The organism is Segeticoccus rhizosphaerae, assembly GCF_005222685.1.
In the GTDB taxonomy this organism is placed as follows: domain Bacteria; phylum Actinomycetota; class Actinomycetes; order Actinomycetales; family Dermatophilaceae; genus Segeticoccus; species Segeticoccus rhizosphaerae.
Window position 1 is genome coordinate 50,742 of record NZ_SWMA01000011.1, and the last position, 15,089, is coordinate 65,830.

Genomic DNA, 15,089 nt, shown 5'->3' on the forward strand with positions numbered 1-15,089 from the left:
ACGCCACGACGATAGGCACAAAGCTCTTGCCGCGGGACTCTGAGGAGCGTACATTTCATCGAGTGATGAATGAGTCTCGGCCGGCCGTCGTCGTCGAGGACCTGACCGTCGTGCGCGGCGCCCGCACCGTGCTCCCGGGGATCTCGCTCGTGGTCCCGCCGGGCCAGGTCGTCGGCCTGCTCGGTCCGAGCGGCGGCGGAAAGACCACCCTGTTGCGAGCCATCGTCGGCGTCCAGGTGGTGCGCAGTGGCACCGTCACGGTGCTCGGTGCCCCAGCCGGGTCCGCGATTCTGCGGTCGCGGGTCGGCTACGTGACCCAGGCGCCGAGTGTCTACACCGACCTCACCGTCCGGGAGAACCTCGACTACTTCGCCGCCCTCGTGGGCGCCGCGCCGGGTGCGGCGGCCGAGGCGCTGGCGGCCGTCGACCTGGGTAGTCACGTCGACGCGCTCGCGGGCCAGCTGTCGGGTGGGCAGCGGTCGCGGGTCTCGTTGGCCGCAGCCCTGGTGGGGTCGCCGGACCTGTTGGTGCTCGACGAGCCCACCGTCGGCCTCGACCCGGTGCTGCGCCGGGACCTGTGGGAGCTCTTCCACCGGCTCGCGGACGGGGGCACGACCCTGCTGGTCTCGAGCCACGTGATGGACGAGGCCTCCCGCTGCGACCGCCTCCTGCTGTTGCGCGAGGGGCGGATCCTCGCGGACGACACCCCCGCCGGGCTGCTCGACCGCACCGGCGCCGCCGACGCCGAGCAGGCGTTCCTGCGGCTCATCGACCAGGCCACCGGCGTGGCCGGGGACTCCGCGGCGAAGGAGCGGTCATGAGCCTCCGGCTGACCCTGGCCACCACGGCACGGGTGTTGCGGCAGGTCAAGGCCGATCCGCGCACCGTGGCCATGCTCGTCATCGTGCCCTGCCTCCTGATGGGGCTGCTCGCCTGGATCTACCACGACAGTCCGGTCTTCGACCACATCGGCGGGCCGCTGCTCGGGATCTTCCCCTTCGTGGTGATGTTCCTCGTGACCAGCGTGGCCACCCTGCGCGAGCGCACCTCCGGGACCCTGGAGCGGCTGCTGTCCACGCCCCTCGGCAAGGGCGACTTCCTCGCCGGATATGCCTTGGCCTTCGGCCTGCTGGCCGTCCTGCAGGCCGTCGTCGTGACCGCCTTCGCGGTGTGGGTCTGCGGTCTCGACGTGGCCGGGTCCGTGTGGGTGCTCGTGGTCGTCGCGGTCGTCGACGCGGTGCTCGGCGCGGCGATCGGCTTGTTCGTCAGCGCCTTCGCACGCACCGAGTTCCAGGCCGTCCAGTTCATGCCGGCGTTCGTCCTCCCACAGTTCCTGCTCTGCGGCCTGCTGGTCGCCCGGGCCGACCTGCCCGGCTTCCTGCACGCGGTCTCGGACGTGCTGCCCCTCTCGTATGCCGTCGACGCGATGGTCCACGTGAGCTCCTCCCCTGACGGCACCGGAGCCGCCTTCGCCGACGTCGGTATGGTGGCCGGCTTCGTGGTGGTCGCGATCGCGCTGGGGTCGCTCACCCTGCGGCGCCGCACGCCCTGATCGGGACTAGCCTGTGAGCGCACTGCAGGCACATCCCACGGAGGACCACGTGATCGACGCGAGCGGCGTGCTGCGCCAAGGACTGCTCCAGCTCAGCCGGAGCAACCAGCTGCGCAGCATCATCGAGAAGGCGCCGGTCAGCCGGTCGGTCGTGCAACGGTTCGTCGCCGGTGCCACCACGGCCGACGCCGTCCGGGCCACCCAGGCCCTGTGCGACTCCGGACGACTCGTGACGATCGACTACCTCGGCGAGGACACCCTCGACCTCGATCAGGCCAAGGCCACCCGCGACGCCTACCTGACGCTGCTCGCCGCGCTGGGCTCGTCGGGCCTGGCCGAGGACGGCCGGGCCGAGGTCAGCGTCAAGCTCAGCGCGGTGGGACAGTTCCTGCCCGGCGACGGCCACAAGATCGCGCTCGACCACGCGCGAGAGATCTGCCAAGCGGCCGTCAACGCCGGCACGACCGTGACGCTCGACGCCGAGGACCACACCACCACCGACGCGACCATGGAGACGCTGCTCGAGCTGCGCCAGGACTTCCCGAGCACCGGAGCGGTCCTGCAGGCCTACCTGCACCGCACCGAGGGTGACTGTCGCGACCTGGCCCACGAGGGCAGCCGGGTCCGGCTGTGCAAGGGCGCCTACAAGGAGCCGGAGTCGGTCGCCTACCAGAAGTCGTCGGACGTCGACCTGTCCTATGTCCGCTGCCTCAAGGTGCTGATGGAGGGCAAGGGCTACCCGATGGTGGCAAGCCACGATCCCCGGCTGGTGCAGATCGCGGGAGCGCTCGCGGCCAAGGCCCGCCGCCAGGCCGACTCCTTCGAGTTCCAGATGCTCTACGGCATCCGTCCGGACGAGCAGAAGCGGATCGCCGAGCGCGGCGACCAGATGCGGGTCTACCTGCCCTACGGCGAGCAGTGGTACGGCTACCTCATGCGCCGTATGGCCGAGCGACCCGCCAACACCTTCTTCTTCCTGCGCGCCGTCGCGACCAAGGGGTGAGCGACGTGTCGACAGTGGCCATCCTCGGCACCGGGGTCATGGGTGAGACCCTCCTGTCCGGCCTGATCCGCTCGGGGCGCGATGCCGCCGACCTGGTCATCACCGGCCGCAACGAGGAGCGCACACGGGAGCTCGCGGCGCGGTATGCCGTGCGCCTGGCCGACAACGCCACCGCCGCTTCCGAGGCCGACACCGTCGTGCTCGTCGTGAAGCCGCAGGACATGGCGGCGTTGCTCGACCAGGTCGCCGACCACCTGCGTCCCGGCGCGCTGGTGGTCTCGGTCGCTGCGGGCATCACCACGGCGTCGGTGGAGGCCCGGCTCGCAGCCGGCACGCCGGTGGTGCGGGTCATGGCCAACACCCCCGCCATGGTCGACCAGGGGATGGCCGCGGTCGCGGGGGGCCAGCACTGCGACGAGGACCACCTGGCCGAGGCCGAGGCACTGTTCCGGTCCTGTGGCAAGGTCCTGCGCATCCCCGAGCGGCACCTCGACGCGGTCACCGCGATCAGCGGCAGCGGACCGGCATACATCTTCTATGTGGTGGAGGCCATGATCGAGGCGGGCGTGCTGCTCGGGCTGCCCCGCGGCACCTCCACCGAGCTCGTGGTGCAGACGGTCACCGGCGCGGCCACCATGCTCAAGGAAACGGGGCAGCACCCCACCGTCCTGCGCGAGCAGGTCTCCAGCCCGGGTGGCACCACGATGGCCGCGCTGCGCCAGCTCGACGACAACAAGGTGCGGGCGGCCTTCCTGACCGCCATCGAGGCGGCGGCCCAGCGCTCCCACGACCTCGCCTCCGGGCAGGTCTGATCGGCCGTGTCGGCTCCCCAGGCGCGACCCGCTCGCCCCGCCCGTCTCGAGGGAGCGCCGGTCACCGTGCGCGCCCTGGAGCCCGACGACTGGCAGGTCTACCGCGAGATCCGGCTGGCCATGCTCGCCGACTCGCCCGAGGCCTTCGCGTCACGCTACGAGGACGTGGTGCGGCGGGACGAGACCGAGTGGCGCCGGGTGCTGACCGACTGCGACCACTTCCTCGCCGAGCAGGACGGGGCCACGGTGGGCGGCGCCGGGCTGGTCGAGCACGAGGGTGAGCTCAACCTCATCGGGATGTATGTCGTGCCGGACCACCGCGGCGGGCCGGCGGCCACGCTGCTGGTTGCCGCGGTCGCTGACCGGGCGCGGGCGCGCGGTGGCCGACGGGTGCTGCTCGACGTCGTGATCGGCAACGATCGGGCGCGTCGGTTCTACGAACGGTGCGGCTTCGTCCCCACGGGGCGCACCCAGGTCGTTCCGGGGCGGGTCAGCGACCTCGAGGTCCAGATGGCGCTCGCGCTCTGAGCCGGGGCGCCGTCCGACGCCCTGGACGCATCCCGCCCCCGTCCTCGTGAGGAATCATCGTGAGGTTCGAGGCGGGTCTGCGGCCTGCTTCCTCACGATGATTCCCCACGAGCCGTCGCGTGGGGTGTGATCGGTTCCACGCACAGTTGTTGACTCTTTACCGGGTGCGGCATGGATCGGCGGGGGCGAACATGCCAGAGTGTCGTCATGAGTGAGATCAGCGTCCGTGCCCTCGGGGAAGAGGATTGGCAGGAGTACCGCGAGATCCGACTGGAGGCGCTGAAGGAGTCTCCGGAGGCGTTCGTCGCCACCCATGACGAAGAATCCGGCTACGAAGAGGACCGCTGGCGCGACCGGATGAACCGCTCCCGCCGGTTGCTGGCGCTCGTCGACGACGTCCCCACCGGGGTCGTGTCGGTCGGCCGCTCCAAGACTGGTCCGGACGTCGCGGAGCTGTTCGGCCTGTGGGTTCGGCCGGACGCACGCGGGACCGGCGTGGCTTGGCGGCTGGTCGAGGCCGGCGCCCAACAGGCCCGCGAGGACGGCCGCACCCACCTGGCCTACTGGGTGGGCACGGACAACGGCCGTGCCGTGGCCTTTGCCAGCAGCTTCGGCTTCCGCCCGACCGAGAACCGCCGCCCCATGCGGGTCCAGAGCGCGGACGGCGACGGCGAGGAGACCGAGATCGCGATGGTGCTGCCGCTCGGCTCCGACCCCGGAGCGGTGCCGAGCTCCCTCCTGCACTGAGGACGTTCAGGGGCGCGAGGCGAGTCGCTCGATCAGCTCCGTAGGGCCGCTCACGATGATCTCGTCCGGATAGGGACAAGGATCAGGGGCGCGAGGCGAGTCGCTCGATCAGCTCCGTAGGGCCGCTCACGATGATGCTGTGGTGGGCGCCCACCTTGGTGTCGGGCACGGCATGGGTGAAGGCCTCGCCGGGAGCCTTGACGCCGACCACGGTGACGCCGTACTTGCTGCGGATCTGGCTCTGGCCGAGCGTGAAGCCGACCATCTCGCGCGGTGGCGTCATCTTGACGATGGCGTAGTCGTCGTCGAACTCGATGTAGTCCCGCATCTTGCCGTTGACCAGGTGTGCCACCCGGCGCCCCGACTCGGCCTCGGGAAAGACCACCTGGTGCACGCCGATCCGCTCGAGGATGCGCGCATGCTCCGACGAGACCGCCTTGGCCCAGATCGAGGCCACCCCGGCGTCGACCAGGTTGCCGGCCGCGAGCAGTGACGACTCGACGGAGGAACCAATGCCGACCACGGCCACCGAGAAGTTCTTGACCCGGATCTGGTGCAGCGTGTGCGGGTCTGAGGCGTCCTCGGGCACCACCCGGTCGAGCTTGCCCGCGAACTTCTCCGCCCGCTCCTGGTTGCGCTCGAGGGCCAGCACCCGGTAGCCGATCCGGCTCATCTCGAGCGCGGCCGCGGCGCCGAAGCGGCCGAGGCCGATCACGAGCACTTCCTCGTTGTACAAGCGGTTCTTCGCCATGACTTCCTCTATCGGTGGAACGGCCCGGACGTCGGTGAGGCACGCTCCCACCACGTCGCGGGAGCCGCAAGCCCCCATCGTGCCCCACCCGGCGCGGCGCAGCGTGCCCGCATGTCGACGCAGGCGCGTGTGATTCCGCGGCGCACGGGTAGCGTGCCCCGCATGTCGACGCAGGCGCGCGTGATCTGGGACCCGGGCTTCACCGCCTACGACTTCGGGCCCGAGCACCCGATGAACCCGGTCCGCCTCGACCTGACGGTGCGGCTCTGCCGGGAGCTCGGGCTCCTGGACCTGCCCGGCGTCGAGGTCGTCGCCCCGAGCGGCCCCGACGACGACCAGCTGTTGACGGTGCACGACCGGGAGTACGTCGACGCCGTGCGCGCCATCTCCGCCGACCCCGCGTCGGCCGACGGGCGGTGGGGGATCGGCACCGAGGACGATCCCGCCTTCCGCGGGATGCACGAGGTCAGTGCCCGGATCGCGGCGGGCACCGTCGACGTCGCACGGGCCGTCTGGGAGGGCCGGACCGAGCACGGCGTGAACTTCTGCGGCGGACTGCACCACGCGATGCGCCGCCGCGCCTCGGGCTTTTGCATCTACAACGACGCGGCGGTGGGCATCCGGTGGTTGCTCGACCACGGCGCCGAGAAGGTCGCCTACGTCGACGTCGACGCCCACCACGGCGACGGTGTCGAACGCGCCTTCTGGGATGATCCGCGCGTCCTGACCATCTCGCTGCACGAGAGCGGGCGGGTGCTCTTCCCGGGCTCCGGCTTCCCGGGCGACATCGGAGGCCCCGACGCCCGGGGAAGCGCGGTCAACGTCGCGCTGCCGCCGGGCACCGGCGACGGCCATTGGCTGCGTGCCTTCCACGCGGTGGTCCCGGCGCTGCTGCACGCCTTCGCGCCCGACGTCCTGGTGACCCAGCAGGGCTGCGACTCGCACTACTCCGACCCGCTGGCACACCTGGCGCTGTCCGTGGACGCCCAGCGGACGTCATACGAGTCGTTGCACCGGCTCGCTCACGAGGTGTGTGACGGCAGGTGGGTGGCGCTCGGGGGCGGGGGCTACGAGCTGGTCGACGTGGTGCCCCGGGCATGGGCGCACCTGACCGCCATCGCGGCACACCAGCCGGTCGAGCTGGTGACGCCGGTGCCAGAGGGCTGGCGCGACTACGTGCAGATGCTGCTCGGCCGGCCGGGCCCGGCGCGGATGGGCGACGGCGTGGCGGAGGACGGCCGGGTCTGGTGGAAGGCGTGGGAGGTCGGCCACGACCCCGCGGACGCAGTGGACCAGGCGGTCATGGCGACCAGACACGCGGTCTTCCCGTTGCACGGACTGGATCTCTGGTTCGACTGAGGTCCACGGCTGACCTCGGTGACTCGTTTGACCTGTTGAACCTGGTTGAACCTGTTTTGACCGTTGCCTGCGGCGTGTCGGCTGGACATTGTCGAAGATTTATCCCCCACCTGCTTTCCCAACGGCCACTTCTGCCTCTATCGTGACCTCACACACCATCAGCGTGCGCAGTCAGTCGGAGGGGAAGCCGTGCTGCCTGCCACGTGGAGAGATCGAGGTAAGGCCATGGCAGACGAGCGCCAGCTCGGCGAGGTCAACTTCCTGACCGTCGCGGAGGTCGCCTCGATGATGCGGGTCTCCAAGATGACCGTCTATCGACTCGTGCACGCCGGTGACCTGCCGGCGATCCGCGTCGGACGGTCGTTCCGGGTTCCCGCAGACGCGGTGCACGACTACCTGCGGACCAGCTACATCGACACGGCCTGAGGTGCACCGGTCGCGGCGAAGCCGCGACCATCTTCGCGCGGGCGGGCGGGCCGAGGAGATCGGCCCGCCCGCCCGCGTGTTCACCGCCCCCTGGTCTCACGCAGGACCGCCAGCCTTGCGCGGTACTCCTGCTCGTCGATCTCGCCGTCCACGTAGCGCTTGCCCAGGGCGTCCTCGGCGGAGGACTGCCAGCGTCCTTGCCCGCGCCACCAGAACCGGCGCGCCACGAACCAGACGAACAGCCAGAACACCACGAACCATGCCAGGGGGATCAACGGGAACCACCAGTGGAACCCGGCGCCGTCGTGCCACATCGTCGTCAACATCGTCATGCCTCTTTCGTCGGTGAGCCGGTCCTTCGCGACCGGACACCTCGACGATGCCGACCCGGTTCCTGCGCCGTCGTCACCCCGCGGGAGGCACTCGTCCTACGTCCTGCACGGTCTGTTCGAGCAGGGCTCAGAGCCAGCCGGGGCGGATCAGGCCGCCCTCGTAGGCGAGCACCACCAGCTGCGCGCGGTCCCGGGCGCCCACCTTCACCATGGCCCGGCTGACATGGGTCTTCGCGGTGGCGGGCGACAGGAACAGCCGCCCGGCGATCTCCTCGTTGGACAACCCCTCGCCGACCAGGGCGACGACCTCGCGCTCGCGCTCGGTCAGCCGTTCCAGTGCGGCGATCCGCTCCGGGTCGGGCCGGGTGCCCGCGCGCTGTCCCACGTGGTTGATCAGCCGCCGCGTCACGCTCGGCGAGAGGGCGGCATCACCTGCGGCCACCGACCGGATGGCGGCGAGGAGGTCGACCGGCTCGGTGTCCTTGACGAGGAACCCACTGGCGCCGATCCGCATCGCCTCGAGAACGTATTCGTCCAGTTCGAAGGTCGTCAGGATGATGACGCGCACGTCGGCCAGCCCCGGGTCGGCGCAGATCTGTTCGGTGGCCTGCAGCCCGTCGGTGCCCGGCATCCGGATGTCCATGAGCACCACGTCGGGCCGCTCCTCGCGCACGAGGCGCACCGCCGCCTCCCCGTCGGACGCCTCGCCCACCACCTCCGTCGCCGGGTCGGAGTCGAGCAGCGCCCGGAGGCCGGCACGCAGCAGGGCCTGGTCGTCGGCGAGGACGACACGGACGGATGGACTCATGGTGCCTCCGAGGTGGTCTGGTCGGTGCTGCGCGGGAAGCGCGCCTCCACGGTGAAGCCGGTGGGGCGCGGCCCGGCGTCGAGCCGCCCGCCCAGGGCAGCCACGCGCTCGCGCATGCCGACGAGGCCCAACCCGATGGCAGCCCCGGGGTCGTCGGGCCGCCTAGCCTCCGGCCGGCCGTTGTCGGTGACGCGGACGCCGACGCCGCCCTCGTCATACGCGATCTCGATGCGGGCGCGCGTGGCGGACGAGTGGCGTCGCACGTTGGTCATGGCCTCCATCACCACCCGGTATGCCGCGGTGTCGACCGCGCTCGTGACGGCACCCCGCGAACCGGTCACCGCGAGGGTCCATGCGACCGGGCCCTGTTCGGTCTGCTCGACCAGGGCCGGCACGTCGAGCAGGGTGGGCGCGGGCGAGCGCGTGGCCGAGCCGGGGTCGCGCAGCGTGTCGAGCACGACGCGCACCTCCTCGAGCGCGTCGTGGCTGACCGACTTGATGGTCTGCAGGGCGGGCCGGGCGTGGTCCGGCTGCTCGTCGAGCAGGTGCAGCGCCACCCCTGCCTGGACGTTGATCAGGCTGAGTGAGTGGCCGATCACGTCGTGCAGGTCGCGGGCGATGGCGACGCGTTCGCGGGCGGCCTCCCGGTCGCGGGCCAGACCGGCCTCTCGCCGGGCAGCCGCCCAGCGCTCACGGCGACTGCGGATCACCTCCACGAGCAGCGCGGCGATCGGCGCGCCGAAGATCGGACCGACCGGCTGGCCCAGCGCGGCGTAGACGACGGCGGCGATGATCGCCACGCCGAGGGCGGCGAACCGCCAGCGGGCCAGCGCCACGATCGCCACCGGCCCGACGAGCAGCAGCGCATAGCCCCAGGGGTCGATGGACCCGCCGTGGAAGCGCGCGGCGCCGGTCGAGCCGCCCACCTGGAGGAAGCCCGCCAGCACGGCGAGCGCCCAGACCGGTGCGGCCGGGAGCGCGCGACGGTGACCTGGCATGGTGCGACGGTAGCCGTGCGGGCGCGTGAGCGGCGACCCTCCGGGGGCGTATGCCGTGTGCCTCCTCCGGGAGTAGCACCGGGTCCCGGCCACCCGCGGTTTGGGTGAGCACGGTCCGGACGGTACGCTGACGCGGAATGTTCGGCGTGGTGCCTCGTGCACGACCACTCGCGTCGGCACGCATCCTCGACACCGCACCACCAACGACAGGCAAGGAACTCATGGGCTCCGTCATCAAGAAGCGCCGCAAGCGCATGGCCAAGAAGAAGCACCGCAAGCTGCTGCGCAAGACGCGCCACCAGCGTCGCAACAAGAAGTAGCATCCGCGGTGTCCTGAGCCAGGCTCGGAGGCCCCACACCAGGTCCTCGTCCCGCGCGGGACGAGGACCTTCGTGTTCCGGGGCGGCTCGCTACGATTGGCGGGCCGGCCGGATCGGCCTGCACACGGCATACCGATCGCACGGCACGCAGGACCACGCAGGAGCACACGCCGACGGAAGCAGGTGAGGAAGTGGCGGGACGCGAACGCTGCATCCTCGTGACCGGTGTGTCCCGCTATCTCGGTGGCCGCTTCGCGCAGCTGCTGACGGTTCAGGCCGAGGTCGACCGGGTCATCGGGGTCGACGTGGTGCCGCCCCCGCACGACATCGGTGGCGCGGAGTTCGTGCGGGCCGACATCCGCAACCCCGTGATCGGCAAGATCATCGGCCAGTCCGAGGTCGACACGGTCGTGCACATGAACGTCATCGCCACGCCTCTCTCCGCCGGCGGCCGCACGTCGCAGAAGGAGATCAACGTCATCGGCACGATGCAGCTGCTCGCGGCGTGCCAGAAGGCCTCGAGCCTGCGCCGGCTCGTCGTGAAGTCGTCTGCCGCGGTCTACGGCTCGTCGCCCCGCGATCCGGCGATGTTCACCGAGGACATGGGCCCGAAGGTGTTGCCACGAGCGGGTTTCGGCAAGGACTCGGTCGAGGTCGAGGGGTATGTGAGGGGCCTGTCCCGACGCCGTCCCGACGTCGAGATCACCATGCTGCGGTTCGCCAACATCATCGGGCCGAAGATCCGCACCGCCCTGACCGACTACTTCTCGATGCCGGTCATCCCCACCCCGCTCGGCTACGACGCCCGCTTCCAGCTCGTCCACGAGGACGACGCGTTGCAGGGGCTGCTGCTGGCGACGCTCGGCCCGGACGCCGGCATCGTCAACGTCGCGGGTGACGGCGCGCTGTCGTTGCGGCAGGCGGCGCGTATGGCGGGTCGCCCCACGGTGCCGGTGCCCACCGTGGTCGGTGGTCCGGTCGGGCAGCTGACCAAGCGTGCCGGCCGCGCGGACTTCTCGTCTGACCAGGTGCAGTTCCTGTCGTTCGGCCGCGGGCTCGACACCACCCGGATGCGCGAGGTCCTGGGACTCGAGCCGGAGCACACCACGCGTTCGGCCTTCCTCGACTTCGTCGCGGGCTCTGGGCGGTCCCCGCTGGCGGCAGCCGGCTCCGCGCTCGAGGGGATCTCGCACGCGGCCGGCGCGGTGTTGTCCCGCGCGCTCGAGCAGGGAGGGCGCACCTGATGTCCGACTCCAACGTCGTCCCGCTCCCGCCGGGGCGGGGGTCCGGCCGGCCCACCGGCACGGGCGGACGGTCCGGTTCGCGGCGGACGCCATCGCCGGCGAAGCGGACCGGCGGGTCGGACGCCCTGGCGGCCGGTGCGGCGCGGGCCAGCAACGAGCGCTCGCGCCGGCGCAGCACGCCGTTGCTGAATCCCGACCGCGACCCGGCTACGGCAGCACGGGGAGACACGACGGGCCGGGCGGGGGAGTCGGGCGCGCGCGGCACTCCCCGCGCGCCTCGCACCCGCCCGAGGCGGCCGGCCCGTCCGGCCCGCACCGTCCTCGCGCGAGACACGTCCCCTCCCGGCCCGGCCCCCACGGCCGAGAAGGGCCACCACGTGGAGGCCACCTCTGCGCCCGGGGCCGCGACATCCACCGTCGAGTCCCTGGTCACCGCCGTTGTCAGGGTGCTGCGGGCGACGGCCAGCGCCTCGGGCCTGTCCGGTGACGAGGTCGAACAGCGGGTTGCCGAGACGCTGGCCTTCCTGCGGCGCCGGCTGACCGGTGACTACGTGGTCGACGAGTTCGGCTTCGACCGGGACCTGACCGACCACGCGTTCCTGCCGCTGCTGCGACCGCTCTACCGCAACTGGTTCCGGGTCGAGGTGCGGGGCATCGAGAACATCCCCGACACCGGCAGCGCCCTGGTGGTGGCCAACCACTCCGGCACCATCGCGCTCGACTCGCTGATGACACAGGTCGCGGTGCACGACGAGCACCCGAACGGTCGCTACCTGCGGATGCTCGGTGCCGATTTGGTCTTCCAGAGCCCCGTGATCGGGGAGGTGGCCCGCAAGAGCGGGTCGACCCTCGCCACGAACGCCGACGCCGAACGCCTGCTCGCGGCCGGCGAGCTGGTCGGTGTCTGGCCGGAAGGGTTCAAGGGCATCGGCAAGCCGTTCAGCGAGCGCTACAAGCTGCAGCGCTTCGGCCGTGGCGGTTTCGTGTCCGCCGCCCTGCGCACCGGGACCCCGATCATCCCGTGCTCGATCGTGGGCGCGGAGGAGATCTATCCGATCCTGGGCAACCTCAAGACCGTCGCCCGGCTGGTGGGCGCGCCCTACGCGCCGATCACGCCGACCTTTCCCTGGTTCGGTCTGCTGGGACTGGTCCCGTTGCCCAGCAAGTGGATCATCGAGTTCGGAGCCCCGCTCGACACCGCGGCTCTGGGGCCGACGGCCGCCGATGACCCGATGCTCGTCTTCGACCTCACCGACCAGGTCCGCGAGACCATCCAGCAGACGCTCTACTCCCTGCTGCTGCAACGCCGGTCGGTCTTCTTCTAGGGCGATGCCCCCGGTGATGGACAGCCTGTCCGCCGTCGAGCCGGGGTGGTTCGTCGGCGAGGGAGGGTGGACCGGGCGGTTCCTCGTCCAACGCGGCCTGGCCGCGATCTACCTCGTCGCCTTCCTGGTTGCGGCACGCCAGTTCCGGGCCCTGCTCGGCGACCGCGGGCTGCTCCCGATCCGCGACTTCCTGCGCGTCGTGCCGTTCCGGCGGGCACCGAGCCTGTTCCACTGGCACTACTCCGACCGGGCCTTCGCCGCGGTTGCCTGGTCGGGAGTGGTGCTGGCGGCGGTCACGGTCGTCGGGCTGACCGAGAGGGCCCCGCTGCCGGTCTGCATGGCGGTCTGGGCCGTTCTGTGGGCGCTCTACCTCTCGATCGTGAACGTGGGCCAGACCTGGTACGGGTTCGGTTGGGAATCCTTGCTGCTCGAGGCCGGCTTCCTCGCGATCTTCCTGGGTGACGCGGCCACGCCGCCACCGGTGCTCGTGCTGTGGCTGCTGCGCTGGGTGCTCTTCCGGCTCGAGTTCGGGGCCGGCCTGATCAAGCTGCGCGGCGACCCGTGCTGGCGGGACCTGACCTGCCTCGACTACCACCACGAGACCCAGCCCATGCCCGGCCCGCTGAGCTGGTGGTTCCACCACCTGCCCCGGCCGATGCACCGGGTCGAGGTCGCGGCCAACCACGTCACCCAGCTCGTGCTGCCCTTCGGGCTGTTCCTGCCCAAGCCCGTGTCGAGTGCGTGCGCCCTCGTCATGATCGTCACCCAGCTGTGGCTGGTGCTGAGCGGCAACTTCTCCTGGCTCAACTGGGTCGCGATCGTGCTGGCCGCCTCGGTCCTCGACGACCGGTTCGTCGGCCGCGCGCTCCATGTGGCGACGCGCGCCCCGGCGCCGAACACGGCATACGTCGTGGTGGTGGTGCTGGTCACCGCCCTGGTGGTGGGGCTCAGCTGGCGACCGGTGCGCAACCTGCTGTCCGGCAGCCAGGTGATGAACGCGAGCTTCGACCGGCTGCACCTGGTCAACACCTACGGCGCGTTCGGCAGCGTCACGCGACGCCGGTTCGAGATCGTCGTCGAGGGCACCGCCGATGCGGGGCCCGCCGAGGACGCCGTGTGGCGGGAGTACGAGTTCAAGGGCAAGCCGGGGGACCCGGGGCGCCTGCCGCGCCAGTTCGCGCCCTACCACCTGCGGCTCGACTGGCTGATGTGGTTCATCCCGCTGTCGCCGCGCTACGCCGACCCGTGGTTCGGCCGGATGCTGCGCAAGCTGCTCGAGGGCGACCGTGAACTACTGAAACTGTTGCGGCACAATCCGTTTCCCGACGAGCCGCCGGTCCGTGTGCGGGCCAGGGTCTATCGCTATCGCTTCACCACACGGCAGGAGCGGCGCGAGACGGGGGACTGGTGGCACCGCACCTATCTGCGCGATCTCGTCCCCCCGACCACCCGGCACGAGACGTGGACGCGTGCGTCGCCGCCGGCATGGTCCTGAGATCAGTGTCGGAGGCGGCGGGCTCCCGCCGAGGCCAGTGCGCCGCCGAGCGCGGTCAGCGCGAGCGCCTGCCCACCGAGCCGGGCGGCCCGGCGGCCGGTGCGGTAGTCGCGGATCCGCCACCCGTGCTTCACGGCGTGCGTCCGGAGGGCCGCGTCGGGGTTGACCGCGCACGGGTGCCCCACGAGCGAGAGCATCGGGATGTCGTTGGCGGAGTCGGAGTATGCCGAGCACTCGGCCAGGTCGAAGCCCTTTTCCGCGGCCAGCGCGGCGACCGCCGTGGCCTTGGCCGGTCCGTGCATCGGGTCGCCGACCAGACGCCCTGTGTAGACGCCGTCCACGCTCTCCGCGACCGTGCCGAGCGCTCCGGTGAGGCCGAGCCGGCGCGCGATGACCGCGGCCACCTCCACCGGCGTCGCGGTGACCAGCCACACCTCCTCGCCGGCGTCGAGGTGCATGGCGGTCAAGGCACGGGTGCCCGGCCAGATCTTGGCGGCCATCACCTCGTCGTAGACCTCCTCGCCGATGCCGGTGATCTCGGAGACCGAGTGCCCGGCGACGAAGGCGAGCGCCTGCTCCCGGATCTGGTGGACGTGCTTGAGGTTCTCCCCGCGCACGATGAAGCTCAGCTGCTTCCACGCCATGGCCCGCACGTCGCGCAGCGTGAAGAACTCGCGCTGCCACAGGCCCTTGGCCAGGAGGTAGATGCTCGCCCCCCGCAGGACCGTGTTGTCCACGTCGAAGAAGGCCGCGGCACGGGGGTTCGGTGGCACCGCCAGGGCGTCGTCCAGCTCCGGCGCCATCGTGGGCGAGACCTCGAGGGCCTCGGCGCCGGGCGCGACGACGCGCTCCCGCTGTTCCTGCGCCTCGCCCTGCATGGGGCTCAGCGTAGGTCAGGGCGAAGGCGTGCGGCCGATCACGGCATACGGGCACGGAGGTGGGCCCGGTGGCCGAGGCGACCTACGCTGAGGACCATGAGTGACGACGAGCCGCGCGTGACCCTCATCGGGAAGCCGGGGTGCCACCTGTGCGACCAGGCGCGGGAGGTGATCGAGCGGGTCGCCGTCGACCTGGGGGTCGGCTGGACCGAGCTGTCGATCCTCGACGACCCGGCGCTGCGGGAGCGCTATGCGGAGCAGATCCCGGTCACCCTGGTCGACGGCCGGCAGCACGACTACTGGCGGGTGGACGAGGACCGGCTGCGGTCGGCGCTGTCCGGCTGACACGCCCGCTCCAGCCGACCCGGGCCGTCGGCGTGTCGTGCGGGGCCCGGAGCCGCACCTATCAGAAGTGCCCGGGTTTGCGCGACTTTGTGCGCACGTTCACAAAGACCTACTCTGGGGGGGACCTCATTCCTCCGGTTCGGGCGTTTGGTATGGCGCCCTAAAT

18 protein-coding genes are annotated in these 15,089 nt (G+C 71.3%); 13 read left to right on the forward strand and 5 right to left on the reverse strand.

Annotation, left to right across the window (positions count from 1 at the left end):
• Nucleotides 1-65: 65 nt before the first annotated feature.
• The 6 genes from FCN22_RS09935 to FCN22_RS09960 all read left to right on the forward strand — a co-directional run bounded on the left by FCN22_RS09935 (nucleotide 66) and on the right by FCN22_RS09960 (nucleotide 4,642).
• Nucleotides 66-821, forward strand: a complete 756-nt coding sequence (locus FCN22_RS09935) for an ABC transporter ATP-binding protein (RefSeq protein ID WP_137121386.1) — start codon at nucleotides 66-68, stop codon at nucleotides 819-821.
• Nucleotides 818-1,552, forward strand: coding sequence for an ABC transporter permease (locus FCN22_RS09940; protein ID WP_137121387.1), 735 nt, complete (start codon nucleotides 818-820; stop codon nucleotides 1,550-1,552). The genes FCN22_RS09935 and FCN22_RS09940 overlap by 4 nt, the downstream gene beginning before the upstream one ends.
• Nucleotides 1,553-1,601: 49 nt before the next feature.
• Nucleotides 1,602-2,555 (forward strand): proline dehydrogenase family protein, encoded by a 954-nt coding sequence (locus tag FCN22_RS09945; RefSeq protein ID WP_444965518.1) that lies wholly within the window; start codon nucleotides 1,602-1,604, stop codon nucleotides 2,553-2,555.
• 5 nt (nucleotides 2,556-2,560) lie between these two features.
• The gene (proC, locus tag FCN22_RS09950; RefSeq protein WP_137121388.1) at nucleotides 2,561-3,367 is read left to right on the forward strand and encodes a pyrroline-5-carboxylate reductase; all 807 of its coding nucleotides are present in this window, start codon (nucleotides 2,561-2,563) and stop codon (nucleotides 3,365-3,367) included.
• A gap of 66 nt (nucleotides 3,368-3,433) precedes the next feature.
• The gene (locus FCN22_RS09955; RefSeq protein ID WP_137121389.1) at nucleotides 3,434-3,895 is read left to right on the forward strand and encodes a GNAT family N-acetyltransferase; all 462 of its coding nucleotides are present in this window, start codon (nucleotides 3,434-3,436) and stop codon (nucleotides 3,893-3,895) included.
• A gap of 207 nt (nucleotides 3,896-4,102) precedes the next feature.
• Complete coding sequence (locus FCN22_RS09960) at nucleotides 4,103-4,642, forward strand: GNAT family N-acetyltransferase (RefSeq protein ID WP_137121390.1); 540 nt, start codon at nucleotides 4,103-4,105, stop codon at nucleotides 4,640-4,642.
• Between the two features lie 82 nt (nucleotides 4,643-4,724).
• Here the strand turns inward: FCN22_RS09960 and FCN22_RS09965 are convergent, their stop codons facing one another.
• Nucleotides 4,725-5,393, reverse strand: coding sequence for a potassium channel family protein (locus tag FCN22_RS09965; protein ID WP_137121391.1), 669 nt, complete (start codon nucleotides 5,391-5,393; stop codon nucleotides 4,725-4,727).
• A gap of 162 nt (nucleotides 5,394-5,555) precedes the next feature.
• Between FCN22_RS09965 and FCN22_RS09970 the strand changes: the two genes are divergently transcribed.
• Nucleotides 5,556-6,752: an acetoin utilization protein AcuC gene (locus FCN22_RS09970; protein ID WP_137121392.1), complete on the forward strand. Its 1,197-nt coding sequence runs from the start codon at nucleotides 5,556-5,558 to the stop codon at nucleotides 6,750-6,752.
• A 225-nt stretch (nucleotides 6,753-6,977) separates the two neighbouring features.
• Complete coding sequence (locus FCN22_RS09975; protein ID WP_137121393.1) at nucleotides 6,978-7,178, forward strand: helix-turn-helix domain-containing protein; 201 nt, start codon at nucleotides 6,978-6,980, stop codon at nucleotides 7,176-7,178.
• An 80-nt stretch (nucleotides 7,179-7,258) separates the two neighbouring features.
• Here the strand turns inward: FCN22_RS09975 and FCN22_RS09980 are convergent, their stop codons facing one another.
• From FCN22_RS09980 to FCN22_RS09990, 3 genes are all read right to left on the reverse strand, one after another.
• Nucleotides 7,259-7,510 (reverse strand): SHOCT domain-containing protein, encoded by a 252-nt coding sequence (locus FCN22_RS09980; RefSeq protein ID WP_137121394.1) that lies wholly within the window; start codon nucleotides 7,508-7,510, stop codon nucleotides 7,259-7,261.
• A gap of 127 nt (nucleotides 7,511-7,637) precedes the next feature.
• Nucleotides 7,638-8,318, reverse strand: a complete 681-nt coding sequence (locus FCN22_RS09985) for a response regulator (protein WP_137121395.1) — start codon at nucleotides 8,316-8,318, stop codon at nucleotides 7,638-7,640.
• The gene (locus FCN22_RS09990; protein ID WP_137121396.1) at nucleotides 8,315-9,316 is read right to left on the reverse strand and encodes a sensor histidine kinase; all 1,002 of its coding nucleotides are present in this window, start codon (nucleotides 9,314-9,316) and stop codon (nucleotides 8,315-8,317) included. Before FCN22_RS09990 ends, FCN22_RS09985 begins: the two co-directional genes overlap by 4 nt.
• Nucleotides 9,317-9,537: 221 nt before the next feature.
• Here FCN22_RS09990 and FCN22_RS09995 point away from each other — a divergent pair, with 221 nt between their 5' ends.
• The 4 genes from FCN22_RS09995 to FCN22_RS10010 all read left to right on the forward strand — a co-directional run bounded on the left by FCN22_RS09995 (nucleotide 9,538) and on the right by FCN22_RS10010 (nucleotide 13,700).
• Entirely contained in the window at nucleotides 9,538-9,636 is a 99-nt protein-coding gene (locus tag FCN22_RS09995; protein ID WP_003792170.1) for a 30S ribosomal protein bS22, read from the forward strand.
• 191 nt (nucleotides 9,637-9,827) lie between these two features.
• Complete coding sequence (locus FCN22_RS10000) at nucleotides 9,828-10,880, forward strand: NAD-dependent epimerase/dehydratase family protein (RefSeq protein WP_238384654.1); 1,053 nt, start codon at nucleotides 9,828-9,830, stop codon at nucleotides 10,878-10,880.
• A complete protein-coding gene (locus FCN22_RS10005) occupies nucleotides 10,880-12,205 on the forward strand; it encodes a lysophospholipid acyltransferase family protein (protein ID WP_137121397.1) in 1,326 nt (441 codons plus the stop codon). Before FCN22_RS10000 ends, FCN22_RS10005 begins: the two co-directional genes overlap by 1 nt.
• Nucleotides 12,206-12,209: 4 nt before the next feature.
• A complete protein-coding gene (locus tag FCN22_RS10010; protein WP_338016645.1) occupies nucleotides 12,210-13,700 on the forward strand; it encodes a lipase maturation factor family protein in 1,491 nt (496 codons plus the stop codon).
• Between the two features lie 2 nt (nucleotides 13,701-13,702).
• Here FCN22_RS10010 and FCN22_RS10015 read toward each other — a convergent pair whose 3' ends face one another.
• The gene (locus tag FCN22_RS10015; RefSeq protein ID WP_137121398.1) at nucleotides 13,703-14,578 is read right to left on the reverse strand and encodes an HAD family hydrolase; all 876 of its coding nucleotides are present in this window, start codon (nucleotides 14,576-14,578) and stop codon (nucleotides 13,703-13,705) included.
• 96 nt (nucleotides 14,579-14,674) lie between these two features.
• On the opposite strand from FCN22_RS10015, the gene FCN22_RS10020 reads away from it, so the two are divergent.
• On the forward strand, nucleotides 14,675-14,923 hold the full coding sequence (locus tag FCN22_RS10020; protein ID WP_137121399.1) for a glutaredoxin family protein: 249 nt from the start codon (nucleotides 14,675-14,677) through the stop codon (nucleotides 14,921-14,923).
• Nucleotides 14,924-15,089 lie beyond the last annotated feature (166 nt).